Below are 15,580 nucleotides of genomic sequence, written 5' to 3' on the forward strand. Positions count from 1 at the left end.
TTTTTGCGGAGGGAGATATGTCCAACCTGCATTTGTGGCACCGCACCGAACTCGGTAAGCTCAAACAGGACATGGAGGAGCTTTTCGATTCCTTTGTGCGCGATTTCTGCAACCCCATGGACCTGCGGCTGCTGCGTCGCGAGCCAGATGTGCGCGTGCTCAACGAAAAGGATGCCGTCATCGTTTCGGCGCATGTTCCGGGCCTTGATCCGCAATCCATCAAGGTTTCGATCACCGGCCATCAATTGTCCCTGGCCGGTGAAAAGATCGAGGAGGTCCGGGACGGCCGTGGACTGAGCATTTCCCATCAGGGATTTTCAAGCTCGGTGCGTCTGCCCGCGCCAGTGCAGACCGATCAGGTCCGCGCCAGTTATTCGGGCGGCGTGCTGCGCGTTGTCTTGCCCAAATGCAAGGACTGCACGCCCGTGCAGGTGAGTACGGAAGAACACGAGCGAGGTAGGAATGAGTGAATCTTTACGATTGACGACTGAGGAGCTGCGGTGGACCCTCGACACATCCACCCTGCCTTTTGCCACGACGGACGAGCTCGAACCCCTGGATGAAATTTTGGGGCAGGACCGGGGCGTGGACGCGCTCAGGTTCGGCATCGGCATCCAGCGTCCGGGCTATAACATTCTGGTCACAGGAGCTCCGCGTACCGGGCGCATGGATGCGGTGAAGAAGGTCCTCGCCAAGGTCGTGCAGGACGGGAAAATCCCCGGAGACCTCTGCTATCTGAACAACTTCAAGGATCCCGAGGCACCCATTCTGGTGCGTCTTGGCCCGGGCTTTGGCGCGAGACTGAAGAAAAACATGCAGCAGCTGGTCGAGGAACTCAAAAAAGAGGTGCCCAAGCTCTTCGAGAGTTCTGAATATCTGGCGCGCAAGAACGAGATCAACGAGGTTTACGAGAAAAAGACCGCCAGTTTCTTCATGAACCTCGAAAAGCAGGTCAAGGAGGCCGGCTTCACGCTGGTCACCTTTCAGGGCCGACAGGGTCAGCAGCCGGAGGTCATGCCCATCGTCGACGGCGAGCCCACTCCGATTCTGAAGCTTGAGCAGATGGTTGAAAAGGGGCGTTTTCCCAGGGAAGAATTCGACCGCATCAAGGCCAAGCATGTCGAGATCAAGACCGAGATAGATTCCATCTTTTTGCAGATTCGGGTTCTGCAGAAGGAAATCCAGGAAAAGAACCGGCAGGCCGACAAGCTCATGTTTTCCAACCTTGCAGGTGACCTCATCGCGCCGCTCAAAGCCGAATTCGTCTGCGCCGAGCTTGATGCCTATTTCCGGCACATGGTCGACGACATGGTCGACAACATCGCCATCTTCTTCAATCAGGAGCGCCCGCCGCACATACCCGTGGGAGACCCTTTCGAGCAGTATTCGGTCAACGTGCTGGTCGACAACGGCGAGCAGCAGGGCCCGCCAATCATCATCGAGGAGTATCCGACCTACCGCAATCTTTTCGGCAGCATCGAGCGCATCGTGGACCGCAGCGGGGTCTGGCGCACGGATTTTTCCCGCATCAAGGCCGGTTCCTTCGTGCGCGCCAACGGCGGATATCTGGTTCTGAACCTGCTGGACGCCATCATGGAACCGGGCGTGTGGCAGTCTCTGAAGCGGGCGCTCAAAAGCCGCAAGATGGAGATTCAGACCTACGACCCCTTCTATCTGTTCACCACTTCATCCATGAAGCCCGAACCCATCGAGATGGACATCAAGGTCATAGTTCTGGCCGACACCCATCTGTATCACCTGTTGCAGTATTACGACGACGATGTGCCCAAGATTTTCAAGATCCGTGCGGATTTCGACTCCACCATGGACAAGACCGGCGAGTCCGTGCTCCGCTTCGCGCGCTTCATCCACACTCAGTCCGAGGAGCATGGCCTACGGGCCTTCGACCGTTCCGCCGTGGCCGCGCTGGTGGAAGAGGCCGTGCGCATGGGCGGACGGCAGGAAAAGATGGCCGCGACCTTTCCGAAGCTGACCGATCTGCTCATGGAGGCCGATTATTTTGCCGGACAGGACGGCCGTGAGACGGTGCTCCGCGACGACGTTGTCCGGGCCATCGAGGCCCGCATTCATCGATCGAGCCTCATTGAGGAAAAGATCCAGGACATGATTGACCGCGGGTCGATCATGATCGATACCGACGGGGCCAAGGTCGGACAGATCAACGGTCTGGCCGTGTACAACATGGGCGACGTGATGTTCGGGAAACCCAGTCGCATCACCGCCGCCACGTCCATGGGCAAGGCCGGGATCATCAACATAGAGCGGGAAGCCGATCTTTCGGGAAGCACCCACAACAAGGGCGTGCTCATCCTTGGCGGGTACCTGCGCAAGATGTTCGCCCAGGACAAACCCCTGGCCGTCAGTGCCTCCATTGCCTTCGAGCAGAGCTATTCCGGGGTGGACGGCGACAGCGCCTCCTCCACCGAGATGTACGCGCTGCTTTCCAGCCTTTCGGGGGTGCCCATCAAGCAGGGAATTGCCGTGACCGGTTCCGTGAATCAGAACGGCGAGGTCCAGGCCATCGGCGGCGTCAATCACAAGATCGAGGGGTTTTTCGCCTGTTGCAAGGCCAAGGGCCTGACCGGGACGCAAGGCGTGATCATTCCAAGGGCCAATGTCCCGGATCTCATGCTCAAGGCGGAAGTGGTCGAGGCCGTGAGCCAGGATCGCTTCAACATCTGGTCCGTGGCCAATATCGAGGAAGGCATCGGGCTTTTGACCGGCAAAAAGGCCGGCACACGAAGAAAGGACGGCTCCTATCCCAAGGGCAGCATTTACGCCTTGGCGGATCAGCGGCTTAAAGAACTGGCCGAGAGCATGGCAAAATTCGGCAAGCAGGAAGATAAACAGGAACAGGCCTGATCAGGGATCAACCTTGGGGCCAACCTTGAAGGAGAATGTCTTGGAAAACGAAATGTATGATCTGGTTATTGTCGGCGGTGGCCCGGCCGGGCTCTCTGCGGGAATCTACGCCATGCGCGCGGCCCTGCACACGGTTCTGATAGAAAAGGGCATGCCGGGCGGCCAGATCGCCCTGACCAAGGACGTGGAAAACTATCCAGGTATCGAAGAGGTCGGCGGTTTCGAGTTGTGCGAGAAATTCCTGAATCACGCCAAGCGGTACGATCTGGAAATTCGGGAAAACGAAGTCGCCCGGGTCGAGCCCGGGGTGGATTATCATGAGGTGGTCCTTGGCGACGGCACGCGCCTGCACGCGCACTCGGTCATTCTCGCTCCGGGTGGATCGGCCCGCAAGCTGGGCGTGCGCGGCGAGATGGAGCAGTACGGCAAGGGTGTGTCCTATTGCGCCACCTGCGACGGGTTCTTTTTTCGCGGCAAGACCGTTGTCGTGGTCGGCGGTGGAGACACGGCCCTTGAAGACGCTCTCTACCTGTCCAAGATTTGCGCCAAGGTCTATCTGGTGCATCGCCGTGATGAATTTCGCGGCAGTCGGATCCTGCAGCAGCGGGTGTTCGCCGAGCCTCGTATCTCCCTGGTGCTTGATTCCGTGCTGGACGACATCGCCGCCGATGATCAGGGCGTGACCGGAGTGACGGTCAGAAACTTGAAGACCGAGGAGACCCACAATATCGCCACCGACGGCGTGTTCATCTTTGTGGGCTTCCTGCCCAACAACGCCCTCGTTCCTGCGGGCGTCAAGATGAACGCTGCCGGTTACGTCGTCACCGACGAGAAATGCGAAACCAACCTGCCCGGCATTTTCGCCGTGGGCGACCTGCGTCAGAAGTACGCCAACCAGATCGTCCTGGCTGCGGCCGACGGCTGTGTGGCTGCGCTGGCCGCCGCCCACTACGTGGAAGCGCGAAAAGCCCAGGCTGCCCGCAAATAGAGCGGCAGGCACAAGGCACGCTTTACGGCGCGGGGCTTCGGCTTTGCGCCGTTTTTTTTAGGCTGCCGCTATTTGCGGTATTTTCTGACCACGCGGGCAGACGTTTGTGGGGACGACAGTGTTTGGCCATGTGGCGGCGGTTGCAAGAATCGGAAACGGAAGTCTGGAAGGCAGTGAGCCTGAGCCTATGGGCATGTGACACGGCCAACAAAAAACCCCTTGAGAATTCAAGGGGTTTTGTCGCCGTATGGGCGGAAAATTCGTGGCTCCCCGGGACAGATTTGAACTGCCGACACGGTGGTTAACAGCCACCTGCTCTGCCAGCTGAGCTACCGGGGAACAAGAGCCAGAAAGCGCTTTTATGGAAAGGGAGGCGGACTGTCAACCATGTAGTTTTCCACTTCATTTTCAACAGGTTTCGTATCTAGAATGGTCGGTGATGGAACAATTCCCGGCGTTCCTGCGGGTACAGTTTGCCATACGCGGGCAGGGTGAGGTGCGCTTTTCCGGGGGTGAGTTCCATGATGCGGACCAGCGTCGTGTTCACGGGCAGTCTGTCCAGAACCCGGACCCTGTACTCCGGCGCCGGTGTAAGGCCTGCCGCGCGGATTTTTTCAAGATACTTTCCGTATTCCGGATCGGTCGAATCAGAACTCAGTCCATAGGCGGCTTCGCGGTAGGGGTAGCCTTCGATGTCTTTCTTGATTCCGCCAAGGTAACGGAAAATGTCAACCTGGCTGGTCTTGATCACCCGGGACAGGATCAGGATCGCGGGAGGCTCCTGCCCTTCGCGCACAAAGATGAGGGACCTGACCTCGTCCACCGGGGTCAGGATGGAATCCTGGATTTCGCCGCGCACCAAGACCTTCGCCTCGTCAAGATATCTCCAATCCGGCTCCAGAGGGATGGGTTCGTTCCGCCACAGGAAAACCGTGTCGGCTCCTGGCTGGTAGCGTTCGCTGAACGGAGTGTGCGAGCAGGCCAAGATCAGTGTCAGCAAGGCCGATATCGCTGCATATATGAAAACTTTGCGGGTCGAGAGAATGTTCATGGCTCCTCCAGGAAAAAATCAGGGAAAGCGGGTTTCTTTTCAAAAGTACACGCCAAGGCCTGGCGTGATCCATTCGTACGATTCTTCAAGACTGGGCTGATGCAGGCTCGCCGTGGCCGGATCAGCTTCAGGATGCTGAGCGACGGTGTCCGCTGTCGGCCTGGCGGGATGGCGTTCCAAAAACACAGCGAAATCCACGGAGATTGGTATCTCCCGGTGCTGGAACTCCGGGTTGGCCAGGGGGCGCACAAAGGCGGCCGCGTAGCTCGGGCGGCCTGCACGGTTCATTCCGAGCAGGTCTGCTTCCTCCTGGGCTGGCGGGTTTGAACCGGCCTCCGTCGCGGCCACAGCCGTCGCAGGGGTACGAATGAAGCCGTTCTCAGTCAGCAATTCACCATTTTCAAGCAGGCGCACTCCAAATCTCCTGCGGCTTGCTGCGGCCTGAAAGCGGTATTTGTAGACAAAGGAGCAGTAATTGACAGCAAGTTCCAGCTTGTTTGCGGCCGCATGGGCCACGAGCCCGAGGGCGCAGAGCTCCGACTCCAGCACAGTGACCTTGGGGCCATGAATGTACGTATAATCATGTTCAAGCAAATGTCTGGCATTGTGGGGGGTGAGGCGCAGCTGGTGCAGGTTCAGATGCGAAACTCCGACCGTCGACAGTTCGGGCAGCAAAGCCTCAAGGAGTCCGGCTTCTTCCGGCACGGCGGGAATTTCCACCGTGACTGTGGCCACGATGCCTGCTGCCTGACGCACGAATTTGAGGTCATAGTCCGTGGCCCCGATGTCGAAGCGGATCTCGTTCAGCCCGGCGGCCGCAAGTCTGGCGAGCTTCTCTTCCGTGACCAGCATGCCGTTGGTGTAGAGCCAGATGTGCAGTGCCGGGTCGCAGGTGCGGCGCAAGCTCTGCACGAAGGCGAGACTCTTGTCGAAGTCCAGAAAGGGTTCGCCGCCACTGACGCTCGCTCCTGCGAATCCGAAAAAGCGGACATAGTCGGCGTAGTCCTGGGCGCGATGGAACGGCACGCTCCCGGACATGGGCGGGTCATCCATGTTTTGGGGCGTCGGACAGTAGAAGCACCGCCCGTTGCATCGGCCGCTGATGAACAGGCAGGACCATGCCATTCCCGAGCACTGCAGGCATCCCGGTGACAACGCGCCGTGATGGATCTTGGTCCCAAGGCACGACACGCTGACGCCCGGCGCTTGCAGGAGTTGAATTCGTTCCTGATTCGCCAGCCTGGCGCGTTCCTCGGTGATCCAATTGATGTAATTGAAGATGGGGCCGTATTCACGGGCGTTCATCTCGATAAAGTGGTCTCTCGTCTGTTCATCGTTCATGGGATCAATGTCTCCTGGTTAAGACGATGCGACCTTGGACGGGTCAATCGACCCGTAGAATGGTGGCGTAACTGCCGAAAACTGCCCAGACAGCGTCCCTTTCCTGCAGCTCAAGACGGCGCAGGCTGTCAGTGGTCGTGATCACGCACAGCTCCGTGTCCGGGCCGATGCGCAGCAGGTACTCGGTGTTGACCCGGCCGCGCTTGATGCGGGTGATGACGCCGGGGATGCGATTTTCAGCTGTGCAGAGAGGCTCGTTCTCAGTTTTGTAGAGGGTCACCCAGGGCGCCTTGACCTCCACCGTGGCCAGTCGCCCGGTCTTGAGTCCCAGACGGTGCAGGCTGTCCAGGGTGATGACCGAAGAGATGATCTGGCCGTCAAGGGTGGTGAGCTCGACCTCGGCCTGGATGTCGGCGGGACGAATGCCCGTGATTTTACCGAAAAAGGAATTGCGTGCGCTGGTCTTGCGGTGGCTTTCCCGTTGCAGGAAGGACGAGGTGATGACTCGTATCTCGTCTTCGGAAAAGGATACGTAGGCGGAGGTCAGGTTGGGCGTGGAGTGCCCGAGATACATTTGTACGGCGGGCAGGGGCATGTTGGACTGCATCAGCTCCACCCCCCTGGACTTGCGGATCATTTCCGGACTGCCAAGGTTTTTGGGAAAGCCGCAGGCCAGGGCCCGTTCATAGAATTTGCGCCGAACAAAGGCGGGGTCAACGCCGAGCGTCTGCCCGGCAGTGTTGCGAAAGGCTTCATCGGTAAACAGGTCGCGGATTTCCAGGGCCAGAGCGTGCGCCAGGGGCACGGATCTGACCTGTTCCGGAATGGATTTGCCGAAAGTCACGATCAGGCGGTCATGGTCGATGTCCGACAGGGGGCTAAGGTCCAGCACCTCGTGCAGTTTGGCTCCGGTGTGGCGGATGAGCAGAAAGATGAGCAGGATGCGCTTGCGGGATATGGTCACGTCCGCGCGTTTGGAATCTTTGGCCCAGGTCCGGAATTCGCGCTCCAGGTGTTCAAGCTGCAGGGAGTCAAGACAGGGCAGGCCTTCCTCGACGATCCTGCCATGATCGGCGTGTCTGGAGGAGGGGCGGGGGGCTGGATTGTGCGAGGCTTTCATGATCTCCATCATGAACTGATGGGTGGCTTGAAGGCAAGCGTCTATTTTGGGTATTGCGCTGTGTTGTTTTTGCGGAACTACTCCGCGTCATCCCCTCGGCAATGCCACGTCAGCCTTTTGGCATAACGATGCGTCTGCTCCCGGTAGGTTCATGCGTCATCCCTCCGGCATCGCGACGTGTCATCCCCGCGAAGGCGGGGATCCAGGTTTTGTGTGGGGAGGTTCGGTTTTTTCGTCTGGCCTGCGAGGTGGGGCGGGTTGGCCCGGTCAGGCCGCCTCGAAACTCCCTCGCGGGCCTCGTACGGCTGAATCGTTGCGTGCAGGACCAACGAGGGTGGCGGGGTGGCTAGCAACGATTCTGCCAACGATGCCTGGCTCAGTCAGACAGTCGAAGCAACCTGCCCGGACCAACCCGCCCCACCACGGCACTGCGTGATATTCTCGGTATTGCTGATGCGTGGGCGTAGCAAGCTGTGCGCGGTCTCTTGGGCATTACCGAGGAGTCATCCCCGCGAAGGCGGGGATCCAGGCTTTATGTGGAGGAGATGCTCGGTTTTTTGGGGCGGAAGAGGAGAGCGTTTTATTGCGATGCGGCATAAAAAAAGGCCCTTCGAGTGAAGGGCCTTGAAAAGTCTGGCTCCCCGGGACAGATTTGAACTGCCGACACGGTGGTTAACAGCCACCTGCTCTGCCAGCTGAGCTACCGGGGAATGCGCGTGAGGAGCCTCTTTAGGCAAAGAGGGCTGCTCTGTCAACAGGTTTGAGCGGCGGCTCGAATTTTTGTCTGGTTCGCTTCCTCGGTTTTGCCTTGCTGTTCCAGGGCCGTGATCAGCACTTCCCAGAAGGCGGGGACATCGGTTTTGAGGTGCACGCTCTGCCGGGCCAGGGATTCGGCGATTTCCGGATCGTCGCCGCGCTCCAGATAGATCGTGGCCAGAAGGTGGAAGGAGTGGGCGTCCTGGGGATTGGCGGTGATGGCCTGGTGCAGGTATTCGCGGGCCGTGTCGCGGTCGTCGCGGCGAAAAGCAAGCCTGGCCAGGTAGCGGTAGGCCAGATTGTGCGTGGAGGCGAGGTGCTCTCCGTCGGACATGGCCCGGACCTGCTCGTAGAGGTTCCAGGCGCGCTCGAAGTCCCCTTCCTCTTCCGCCATGAGGCCGAGCCGGATCATGGCGTAGACGTGGTCGGGCTGGATTGTAAGCACCTGCTCGAAGGCCTGCCGGGCGGCCACGGGATCTCCATCCTTGAGACAGGCGCAGCCGAAATTGTAGAGCGGCATGATGTGATCGGGATGGAGGGCGATGAGGTCTTGAAAGATGGTTCTGGCCGTGGCGTATTTGTTCAGCCTTGCATAGCAGACTCCAAGGGAATTGCGGGCCAGCAGGTTGCCTTCGTCGACGGTCAGGGCTTTCTTGTATTCGGCGATGGCGTCGTAGGTTTCGCCCTGGGCGAAAAGGCGGTCGGCGCTGATGTTCAGCGAGACCGAGTCGAAGCAGGCAATTCTCTCGTCGTGCAGGAATTCGGCGTGATCCAGGGCCTTGCGCGCATTCTCCAGGATGTCGGAACGCGTGTAGTCCAGAAAGGGGAAGGCCGCGATGCCGACGGATTTTTCCAGTCCGGCGAAGCGCTCGTCCTCAAGTAGTTCGCGCACCATGCGCAGGCATTCTTCCTGATCCAGCCCAGGTACATGGTAGATGATGCAGTTCACGCTGAACCGTCCGCCAAGGGCTTCCGGTCCGAACAGGGTTTCGACCCGCCCGGCGAGGGTCTGGAAGAACTGTTCTTCCTTCATCTTGTCCATGGGCGTGCGTTCGGCATGGGGAGTTTCAAGACGCATGAGCACCATGCAGAAACTCTTTGCCTGGCCGCGGACGGATTGCCAGGCCTGCAGAAAGTCCCGGTAGGGATAGAGGCCGGTGAGGGGATCTTTTTGCGGAGTGCGGTCGCCGGGCTGGACTTCGCGCTGTTCCATGCGTCCGGCGTGGTCGTCGAGCAGGGTCAGCTTGTCGCCCTTCTCCACGGTCCAGTTCGGATCGCTCTGCACCAGCACTTCGGCGATGGACATCTCGTCCTGCACTTCGACCAGCGAAATCTCTGCCTTGTACATGGGTGGGTAGTGGCCGAAAATCGCGTCGCCCTGTGTCCCGACAATGGTCTCGCTGCCGTTGAACTTGCGGGACCAGATCAGGAAGCGTTGCCCTTCGTGGGCGTCCATGCTCCGGCCGAGGTTAATGACCAGACGGTTCATGGGCATCACGTCAAGGACCACGCCGCCCTGGGTGAGGATCTGCCGGAAGGAATAGATCTGGGAGCGGCCGCCGGCCTTGGCGGTGCTCAGGGCTTTTTCGGCTTTTTCCAGAATCAGCCAGGCCTGCTCCTCGGGAGCTTTTTGGAACTGCGCGCCCTGAAGATCCTGTGGATAGTTCACGTATCCGATACTGGCCGAAACGCCGACATCCTCGCGCAGGGGCGTGAAGCGGGCCGTGACCCGGGCCAGTTCGGCACCGAGGCTCACCGCCAGCTCGCTCATCCTGGCGCGGGAGGCTTGCGGCCAGAGCACGCCGAAGGAGTCTCCGTCCAGACGGCAGACCAGGGTCTGTTTGGGGCAGACGGCCCGCAGACGCTCCGCTGCCAGAACCAGGATTCTGTCTCCGAAGTTGTGTCCGAAATTGTCGTTGATCTGGCGGAAGCGGTCCAGGTCCAGGATGATGAGGCCGAAGCAGGCGCTGTGCCCTTGCAGGGAGTCGTCGGCCATGGCCTCCGGGCCGGGCATGATGGCGCCGACGATGCCGGAAATTTCCCGGATCAGGGCCTGGTGCATGCAGTGGCGGTTGAAGAGGCCGGTCAGGGGATCGGTGATGGCCGATTTGCGAATCTTGATCTGCTCCAGGCACAGGGAAGCCATGTGCGGCAGAAATGGCAGTGCCCGGGCTGTTTCCTCGGGGTTTACGCCCCGGGCTTCAAAGATCGCGAGCAGTCTGTCCGAATGCGTCAGAGGCAGCGAGAGACGGTCATTCTCCAGCGCCGCGCGTCCGAAAGGATGCACCGGGTCCGCTTCCATGTCTTCTGGTGTTTTGGCCGGAAACATGAGGCTGTAGGAGGAAAAGGGGATGATGGCCCTCAGGGCTGTCTTGAGCAGGGGCTCGTATTCGATGATGTCTTGTCTGCGCAGCGTGCCGGTCTCGATGGAAGTGGCCGTGTTCATAATTGACCCCGGTTGTTTTTGAAGCCATTGCCTCATGCCGGAATCCTTGTCCAGAAAGCAGAATTGTGTTTTGGGCCGAAGCTGGCTACATCTTGGGCTCAAAAATTTCCAAGGGAGGAATTGATGCTCAAAGTTACCGTCATGCCGCTTGGCCCGCTGGATACAAACTGCTACGTCGTGCACTCGGACCGTGAGGCCGTGGTTATCGACCCGGGGGGGGAGGCGCAGGAAATCCTGTCGTTTCTTGCTTCCGAAGAAGTCAGCCTGACCGCGATTCTGAACACGCACCTGCATTTTGACCATATCCAGGGCAACGCGGACCTGGTCGCGGCCACGGGGCTCCCGGTCATGGCCAGCGTCAAGGATGGATTTCTCCTGGAAACGGAACTTGGCGGCGGCGGAATGATGGGCTTCCCGCGCACTCCGTCCTTTTCGTTCACGCCGCTGGAAGAAGGCGAGCTGCCCCTGCTCGGCACGACATGCCGGGTGCTGGCCACCCCCGGGCACAGTCCGGGCAGTCTGTCCTTCTATTTCGAGGAACTGGGCTCGGTTTTTGTCGGTGATCTGCTTTTTTACCGCTCCGTCGGACGCACCGATTTTCCCGGAAGCTCGGAGCGGGAGCTGATCCGTTCCGTGCGAACCAATATATTCACCCTGCCCGAGGAGACGGTGGTGTATCCCGGCCACGGGCCCGAGACCACCGTCGGTCAGGAAAAGCTCAACAATCCGTTTTTTACCGAATTCATCCGTTAGGAGTGGCCATGATCCCCGAAGGCGAACATGATTTCCGCGACAAGTGCTGACACGTGGGAGTGGATGCCAGTTGGCAGCTGCGCTTCAGCCGTACGGACAGGCAGGTTTTTTGGGTCAAGCCGGGCGTGGTGCCCCAGCTTGAGAACGCTCTTTATGTGGAAACCGACTGGACCCTCAGCCTGAGCGAAGTCGGCGAATTCGTGCGTGCGGAATTCGTTCGCAAGCCACGTTCATGACTGAACCTCTGATCATGTCCATGAGCCCCCGGGCGGGGGGGAACAGCGATCACGCCGCCGCTCTTTTCGCGCGCAGTCTGGACCAGCCCCCTCGGCCCGTGTTTCTGCGGGATCATCGCATGGAACCCTGCACCGGATGCGGGTTCTGTTCCGAGGACGGATTGTGCAGAATTGGCCCGGATGGGGCGGAGGAGCTTTTTTCGCGGCTTGACCACGCCTCCGGACTGGTCCTGACCGCGCCGGTCTATTTTTATCACCTGCCAAGCCAGGCCAAAGCCTGGATCGACCGTTCCCAGTCCAGATACATGGCCAGACAAAACGGCCTGCGTGTCCCGAAGGCCGAGCGCCGGGCCTATGTCGTGCTGGTGGCGGGGCGGACACGGGGCGAGAATCTTTTCACGGGAATCATGCCGACCTTGCGTTATTTCTTGCAGATTTTTGATTATCGCATCGAAAAGACTCTCTTTCTGCGCGGCCTGGACGGAGCCGATGACTTTTCCCGGGACCGCGCGGCCGAGGACGCCGTGCGCGACCTGGCCGGGAGCAGCGGATGGTAGGGGCGGGACTTGCGCGCGGGCTGGCTGCCGTGCTGCATGCGGCTGGTCGCCGCTGCCAATTTTGCGCGGCGGTGCTCGAACATGCAGGCGATTTTCCTCTGTGCCCAGCCTGCCGGGCACTCCTTGCCCCGCGTGTCGGGGGGTACTGTCCCGACTGCGGCATCTGCTACGAGGACTCCGCCGCACCCGCATATTCATGCCTCGCCTGTCGCCTGGGCAAGCCCCCGTGGTCGGGAGTGGCTTTTCACGGACCCTACTCCGGAGCCCTGCGCGATCTTATCCATCAATACAAGTTCAATCACGATCACGGCCTGGGGCTGCTGCTGCGCGACTTGATCCGCCAAGCCTGGGACAGACACCGACTGCCCCGCCCCGACTGCGTCGTGCCCGTACCCATGCTGCCCGCAAGGGTGCTAGACCGAGGCTTCAACCAAAGCGCCGAGCTGGCGTGCATGCTCGGCAAGGTTATCGGCATAGCTCCTCTTCTTCGCGGTCTGTGCAAGATCCGGGATACCAGGGCCCAGTCGAGCTTGGGCCGGGCCGAGAGGCATCGCAACGTCGCGGGCGCTTTCGAGGCGGCCATGAATCTGTCCGGTAGGCATGTTCTGCTGGTCGATGACGTCATGACCACGGGGGCGACCCTGACGGCCTGCGCAAAGGCCTGCCTTGCCGCCAAAGCGCGGCGAGTGGACATTTTTTTTCTGGGCAGGGCGGTATGAAGAGCCTTTCCTCCATAAATCTGGAGCATCCGAACCAACGGCGGGTTTTGGCCTTGCTGGCGCTCATGTTGCTCGGGATCATCTTGCTGGGGATCAAGGAAGCCTATCGCTACCGTGTCATTTGGGAACATCAGTTGCTGATGAAGGCCGAGCAGGCCCATCTGGATCTGGTCCAGACTTTTCGGGTTGAAATGAACTCGGCCCGCCTGGGTTTTGACCGTCTGCCTCTCGTCTCGGACTTGCCTGGCCTTTTCGCGATTGAATCCACGATCGACAGGGCGCTCATGCGCTCGCGGGGATCCTTGGTCGTGATGCATCAGGGCGGCCAGCTCGGCGCGGGCGCTCCAGGCGGACGGGGTGCGGATCAGGGAATACATCTGGCCCGGCCCATGCCCCCGGAACTTCTGAGCGAAGCCTCGAAGCTCGTCCCTATGGTACGGGAAATTTCGGATCACGGGCATTTCATGGTTCGCAACCTCCTGCATGCCCTGGATGGGGCGGAAGCGGAGGAGGCGGCCGCCGACATGGCGTCCATCCACGAACAGGCCGAGGCCTTGTTCGATCAGGCGGAGACGACAGCCGACATTCTCCAGCGCGACATCAGGGCCCGGATCGCCCTGGCCATCGAAAATCATCAGGCCAATGCCGACAGGCTTCTGGTCATGACCTGTGGGCTGGTCATCTTCCTGCTGGCGGGCATGGTCACGCTGTGCGTGCGTATCATGTTTTCCTTTGCGGACATGCTCAGATCCCGGGAAAAAGACGGCGCGGCCGTGGTGGAAGCCAACGCGGGCATGGAAAGAATCCTGGAGGCCCTGCCGGTGGGTATCGCCATCCTGGGTCAGGACCGGATCATCCGCCGGGTCAACCTTGCTGCGACCAACCTCCTCGATATCGAGCCCGGCTGGTTTTTCGAGCGTCGCGTCCCGTGGGACATGTTCTATGAAAAAGCCCAAGACGACGACCCCGAACGGCAGCCCCGAGTCGAGTTCGAGCACGAGGTGCGCATGCGTGCCCTGGAAGGGCGAACCCTGGACGTGATCAAGAGTTCCATTCCGGTCATCCTCCAGGGCGAGACCCTGATTCTTGAAGTTTTCATGGACGTGACTCAGCGCAAGCAGGCCGAGCGCGAACTTCTGCAGGAAAAATCGCGCCTTGAGTCGCTTCTCTCGGGGATAAACGAGGGTGTCGCCCTGACCGACGAGCGCGGAGGGGTGCTCGAGGTCAACGACAGTCTGTGCCGCATTCTGGGCATTGAAGCCGCCGGCCTTCTGGGGCGGAAAATCTGGGACCTCTTCCCTGGCGGGATCCTCGGGACGCAAATGGCGCAGGGATTGCGCGCCCTGCAGGAAGATCCTCGAACCCGGCTGCGGGAAATCCAGCTGGAATCCTTCCGGGACATGGCTCTGGTGGTGCGCATGCAGCCTGTCCTGGGCGCGGAGGCTTTTGGCGGCATGATCGTCAGCGTCATCGAGGTTACCGAAATTGTCGATGCCCGGCGCAGGGCGGAAGCCGCATCCCAGGCGAAAAGCATGTTCCTGGCCAACATGAGCCATGAAATCCGCACGCCCATGAATTCCATTCTCGGTCACGGGGAATTGCTTGCCAGAACACGGCTCGATCCGGAGCAGACGGACTGCGTGCAGGGGATCCGCGTCTGCGCCGAGAGTCTCCTGGTCATCATCAACGACATTCTTGATTTTTCCAAGATAGAGGCCGGCATGCTGCGCATCGTGCCCGAGGATGTCGAACTGGGCGAGTTGCTTGCGCGTGTGCGGACCATGTTCAGCGATCAGGCGCAGAAAAAGGGGCTTGATCTGCGTTTGGTCACTTCCGGATTGCCACGGGTAGTGAGCACGGATTCCGGGCGATTGACGCAGATTCTGGTCAATCTGCTCGGCAACGCCATCAAGTTCACGGAACAGGGCGGCGTGGAGCTTTCCGTTCGCGGGGAGATTGGCGCAGGAGGAAAGGCCTCGCTTTGTTTTTCCGTGCGCGACACCGGGATCGGCATTTCTCCAGACCGGCAACAGGGTATCTTCATTTCCTTTGAACAGGCGGATGGCTCCCTGACACGCGAATACGGCGGAACGGGCCTGGGCCTGACCATCGCCAACAGCCTGGTGCGTCTGCTGGGCGGTAGCGGCATCTCGGTGCAAAGCCAGGTCGGCCAGGGCAGCACTTTCGCCTTCACTCTGGACATGAATGTCTCTGCGGCCGCTCCTGCGCGGCAGCTTGCAGCCAATGACGCTGATGAACGCTCCTTCGGACACGTCCGGGTCTTGGCGGCGGAGGACAATCCGTTCAATCGAAGTTTGCTGATGAAGATGCTGAGCAGTCTGAACGTGAAGGATGTCCAGCTGGTCGAGAACGGGCGTGAAGCGGTGGATGTCCTGGCGGCAGGGCAAGTTTTCGACATAGTGCTCATGGACATCCAGATGCCGGTCATGGACGGCCTTGAGGCCACTAGGAAAATCAGGTCCATGGGGCTGAGCGTGCCGATCATCGCCCTGACTGCCCACGCCCTGGAGTCGGACCAGCTCAAGAGCCTGGGGGCGGGCATGAACGGGCACCTGTCCAAGCCCTATTGCTTGCAGGATCTGCTCGAGACACTGGGAACCTGGTGTTCTTGAATTTTTTGTTGACGCTCATCAGGTTTCGTTTTATTTGCATCCTCCCTCTCGACAGCTGTCCTGCTCCGGACGGCTTTATAGCGTTATGAAAGTCTTG

The 15,580-nt window shown here is 59.9% G+C and carries 12 protein-coding genes and 2 tRNA genes; 8 read left to right on the forward strand and 6 right to left on the reverse strand.

What is annotated here, in order from left to right:
* Positions 1 to 17: 17 nt before the first annotated feature.
* Genes BMZ40_RS01865 through trxB form a run of 3 tightly spaced genes read left to right on the forward strand, consistent with a single transcriptional unit; the run spans position 18 to position 3,871 of the window.
* Positions 18 to 470: an Hsp20/alpha crystallin family protein gene (locus tag BMZ40_RS01865; protein WP_092372423.1), complete on the forward strand. Its 453-nt coding sequence runs from the start codon at positions 18 to 20 to the stop codon at positions 468 to 470.
* Positions 463 to 2,883, forward strand: a complete 2,421-nt coding sequence (locus BMZ40_RS01870) for a Lon protease family protein (RefSeq protein ID WP_092372424.1) — start codon at positions 463 to 465, stop codon at positions 2,881 to 2,883. The genes BMZ40_RS01865 and BMZ40_RS01870 overlap by 8 nt, the downstream gene beginning before the upstream one ends.
* Positions 2,884 to 2,923: 40 nt before the next feature.
* A complete protein-coding gene (gene trxB, locus BMZ40_RS01875; RefSeq protein ID WP_245750999.1) occupies positions 2,924 to 3,871 on the forward strand; it encodes a thioredoxin-disulfide reductase in 948 nt (315 codons plus the stop codon).
* Between the two features lie 263 nt (positions 3,872 to 4,134).
* Here the strand turns inward: trxB and BMZ40_RS01880 are convergent.
* The 6 genes from BMZ40_RS01880 to BMZ40_RS01905 form a co-directional block, all read right to left on the reverse strand.
* Positions 4,135 to 4,210: transfer RNA gene (locus BMZ40_RS01880), tRNA-Asn, on the reverse strand.
* An 85-nt stretch (positions 4,211 to 4,295) separates the two neighbouring features.
* Positions 4,296 to 4,922, reverse strand: a complete 627-nt coding sequence (locus BMZ40_RS01885) for a hypothetical protein (protein WP_092372426.1) — start codon at positions 4,920 to 4,922, stop codon at positions 4,296 to 4,298.
* Between the two features lie 39 nt (positions 4,923 to 4,961).
* Positions 4,962 to 6,263, reverse strand: a complete 1,302-nt coding sequence (locus BMZ40_RS01890) for a radical SAM protein (RefSeq protein WP_092372427.1) — start codon at positions 6,261 to 6,263, stop codon at positions 4,962 to 4,964.
* 43 nt (positions 6,264 to 6,306) lie between these two features.
* Positions 6,307 to 7,383 carry a TOBE domain-containing protein gene (locus tag BMZ40_RS01895; RefSeq protein WP_092372428.1) on the reverse strand — a complete coding sequence of 359 codons (1,077 nt, stop codon included), beginning with the start codon at positions 7,381 to 7,383 and terminating at the stop codon, positions 6,307 to 6,309.
* 634 nt (positions 7,384 to 8,017) lie between these two features.
* Positions 8,018 to 8,093, reverse strand: a tRNA-Asn gene (locus BMZ40_RS01900).
* 41 nt (positions 8,094 to 8,134) lie between these two features.
* Positions 8,135 to 10,585 carry a diguanylate cyclase domain-containing protein gene (locus BMZ40_RS01905; protein WP_177192966.1) on the reverse strand — a complete coding sequence of 817 codons (2,451 nt, stop codon included), beginning with the start codon at positions 10,583 to 10,585 and terminating at the stop codon, positions 8,135 to 8,137.
* 123 nt (positions 10,586 to 10,708) lie between these two features.
* Here BMZ40_RS01905 and BMZ40_RS01910 point away from each other — a divergent pair, with 123 nt between their 5' ends.
* The 5 genes from BMZ40_RS01910 to BMZ40_RS01930 are packed head-to-tail and all read left to right on the forward strand — an operon-like array spanning position 10,709 to position 15,483.
* A complete protein-coding gene (locus BMZ40_RS01910) occupies positions 10,709 to 11,338 on the forward strand; it encodes an MBL fold metallo-hydrolase (RefSeq protein ID WP_092372430.1) in 630 nt (209 codons plus the stop codon).
* Positions 11,339 to 11,397: 59 nt separating this feature from the next.
* Positions 11,398 to 11,574, forward strand: a complete 177-nt coding sequence (locus BMZ40_RS19425; protein ID WP_177192967.1) for a hypothetical protein — start codon at positions 11,398 to 11,400, stop codon at positions 11,572 to 11,574.
* Positions 11,571 to 12,131 carry a flavodoxin family protein gene (locus BMZ40_RS01920; protein WP_092372432.1) on the forward strand — a complete coding sequence of 187 codons (561 nt, stop codon included), beginning with the start codon at positions 11,571 to 11,573 and terminating at the stop codon, positions 12,129 to 12,131. The genes BMZ40_RS19425 and BMZ40_RS01920 overlap by 4 nt, the downstream gene beginning before the upstream one ends.
* Complete coding sequence (locus BMZ40_RS01925) at positions 12,125 to 12,850, forward strand: ComF family protein (RefSeq protein WP_092372433.1); 726 nt, start codon at positions 12,125 to 12,127, stop codon at positions 12,848 to 12,850. The genes BMZ40_RS01920 and BMZ40_RS01925 overlap by 7 nt, the downstream gene beginning before the upstream one ends.
* Positions 12,847 to 15,483, forward strand: coding sequence for a hybrid sensor histidine kinase/response regulator (locus tag BMZ40_RS01930; RefSeq protein WP_092372434.1), 2,637 nt, complete (start codon positions 12,847 to 12,849; stop codon positions 15,481 to 15,483). Before BMZ40_RS01925 ends, BMZ40_RS01930 begins: the two co-directional genes overlap by 4 nt.
* Positions 15,484 to 15,580: the final 97 nt, after the last annotated feature.

The sequence above is a fragment of the Desulfomicrobium apsheronum genome, from assembly GCF_900114115.1.
GTDB lineage: Bacteria > Desulfobacterota > Desulfovibrionia > Desulfovibrionales > Desulfomicrobiaceae > Desulfomicrobium > Desulfomicrobium apsheronum.

Excerpts from the sequence above, each read along its gene's own strand:
- BMZ40_RS01865 (WP_092372423.1), top strand. The coding sequence starts at position 18 with ATGTCCAACCTGCATTTGTGGCACCGCACCGAACTCGGTAAGCTCAAA.
- BMZ40_RS01870 (WP_092372424.1), top strand. The coding sequence starts at position 463 with ATGAGTGAATCTTTACGATTGACGACTGAGGAGCTGCGGTGGACCCTC.
- BMZ40_RS01885 (WP_092372426.1), bottom strand. The coding sequence starts at position 4,922 with ATGAACATTCTCTCGACCCGCAAAGTTTTCATATATGCAGCGATATCG.
- BMZ40_RS01890 (WP_092372427.1), bottom strand. The coding sequence starts at position 6,263 with ATGAACGATGAACAGACGAGAGACCACTTTATCGAGATGAACGCCCGT.
- BMZ40_RS01895 (WP_092372428.1), bottom strand. The coding sequence starts at position 7,383 with ATGAAAGCCTCGCACAATCCAGCCCCCCGCCCCTCCTCCAGACACGCC.
- BMZ40_RS01905 (WP_177192966.1), bottom strand. The coding sequence starts at position 10,585 with ATGAACACGGCCACTTCCATCGAGACCGGCACGCTGCGCAGACAAGAC.
- BMZ40_RS01910 (WP_092372430.1), top strand. The coding sequence starts at position 10,709 with ATGCTCAAAGTTACCGTCATGCCGCTTGGCCCGCTGGATACAAACTGC.
- BMZ40_RS01920 (WP_092372432.1), top strand. The coding sequence starts at position 11,571 with ATGACTGAACCTCTGATCATGTCCATGAGCCCCCGGGCGGGGGGGAAC.
- BMZ40_RS01925 (WP_092372433.1), top strand. The coding sequence starts at position 12,125 with ATGGTAGGGGCGGGACTTGCGCGCGGGCTGGCTGCCGTGCTGCATGCG.
- BMZ40_RS01930 (WP_092372434.1), top strand. The coding sequence starts at position 12,847 with ATGAAGAGCCTTTCCTCCATAAATCTGGAGCATCCGAACCAACGGCGG.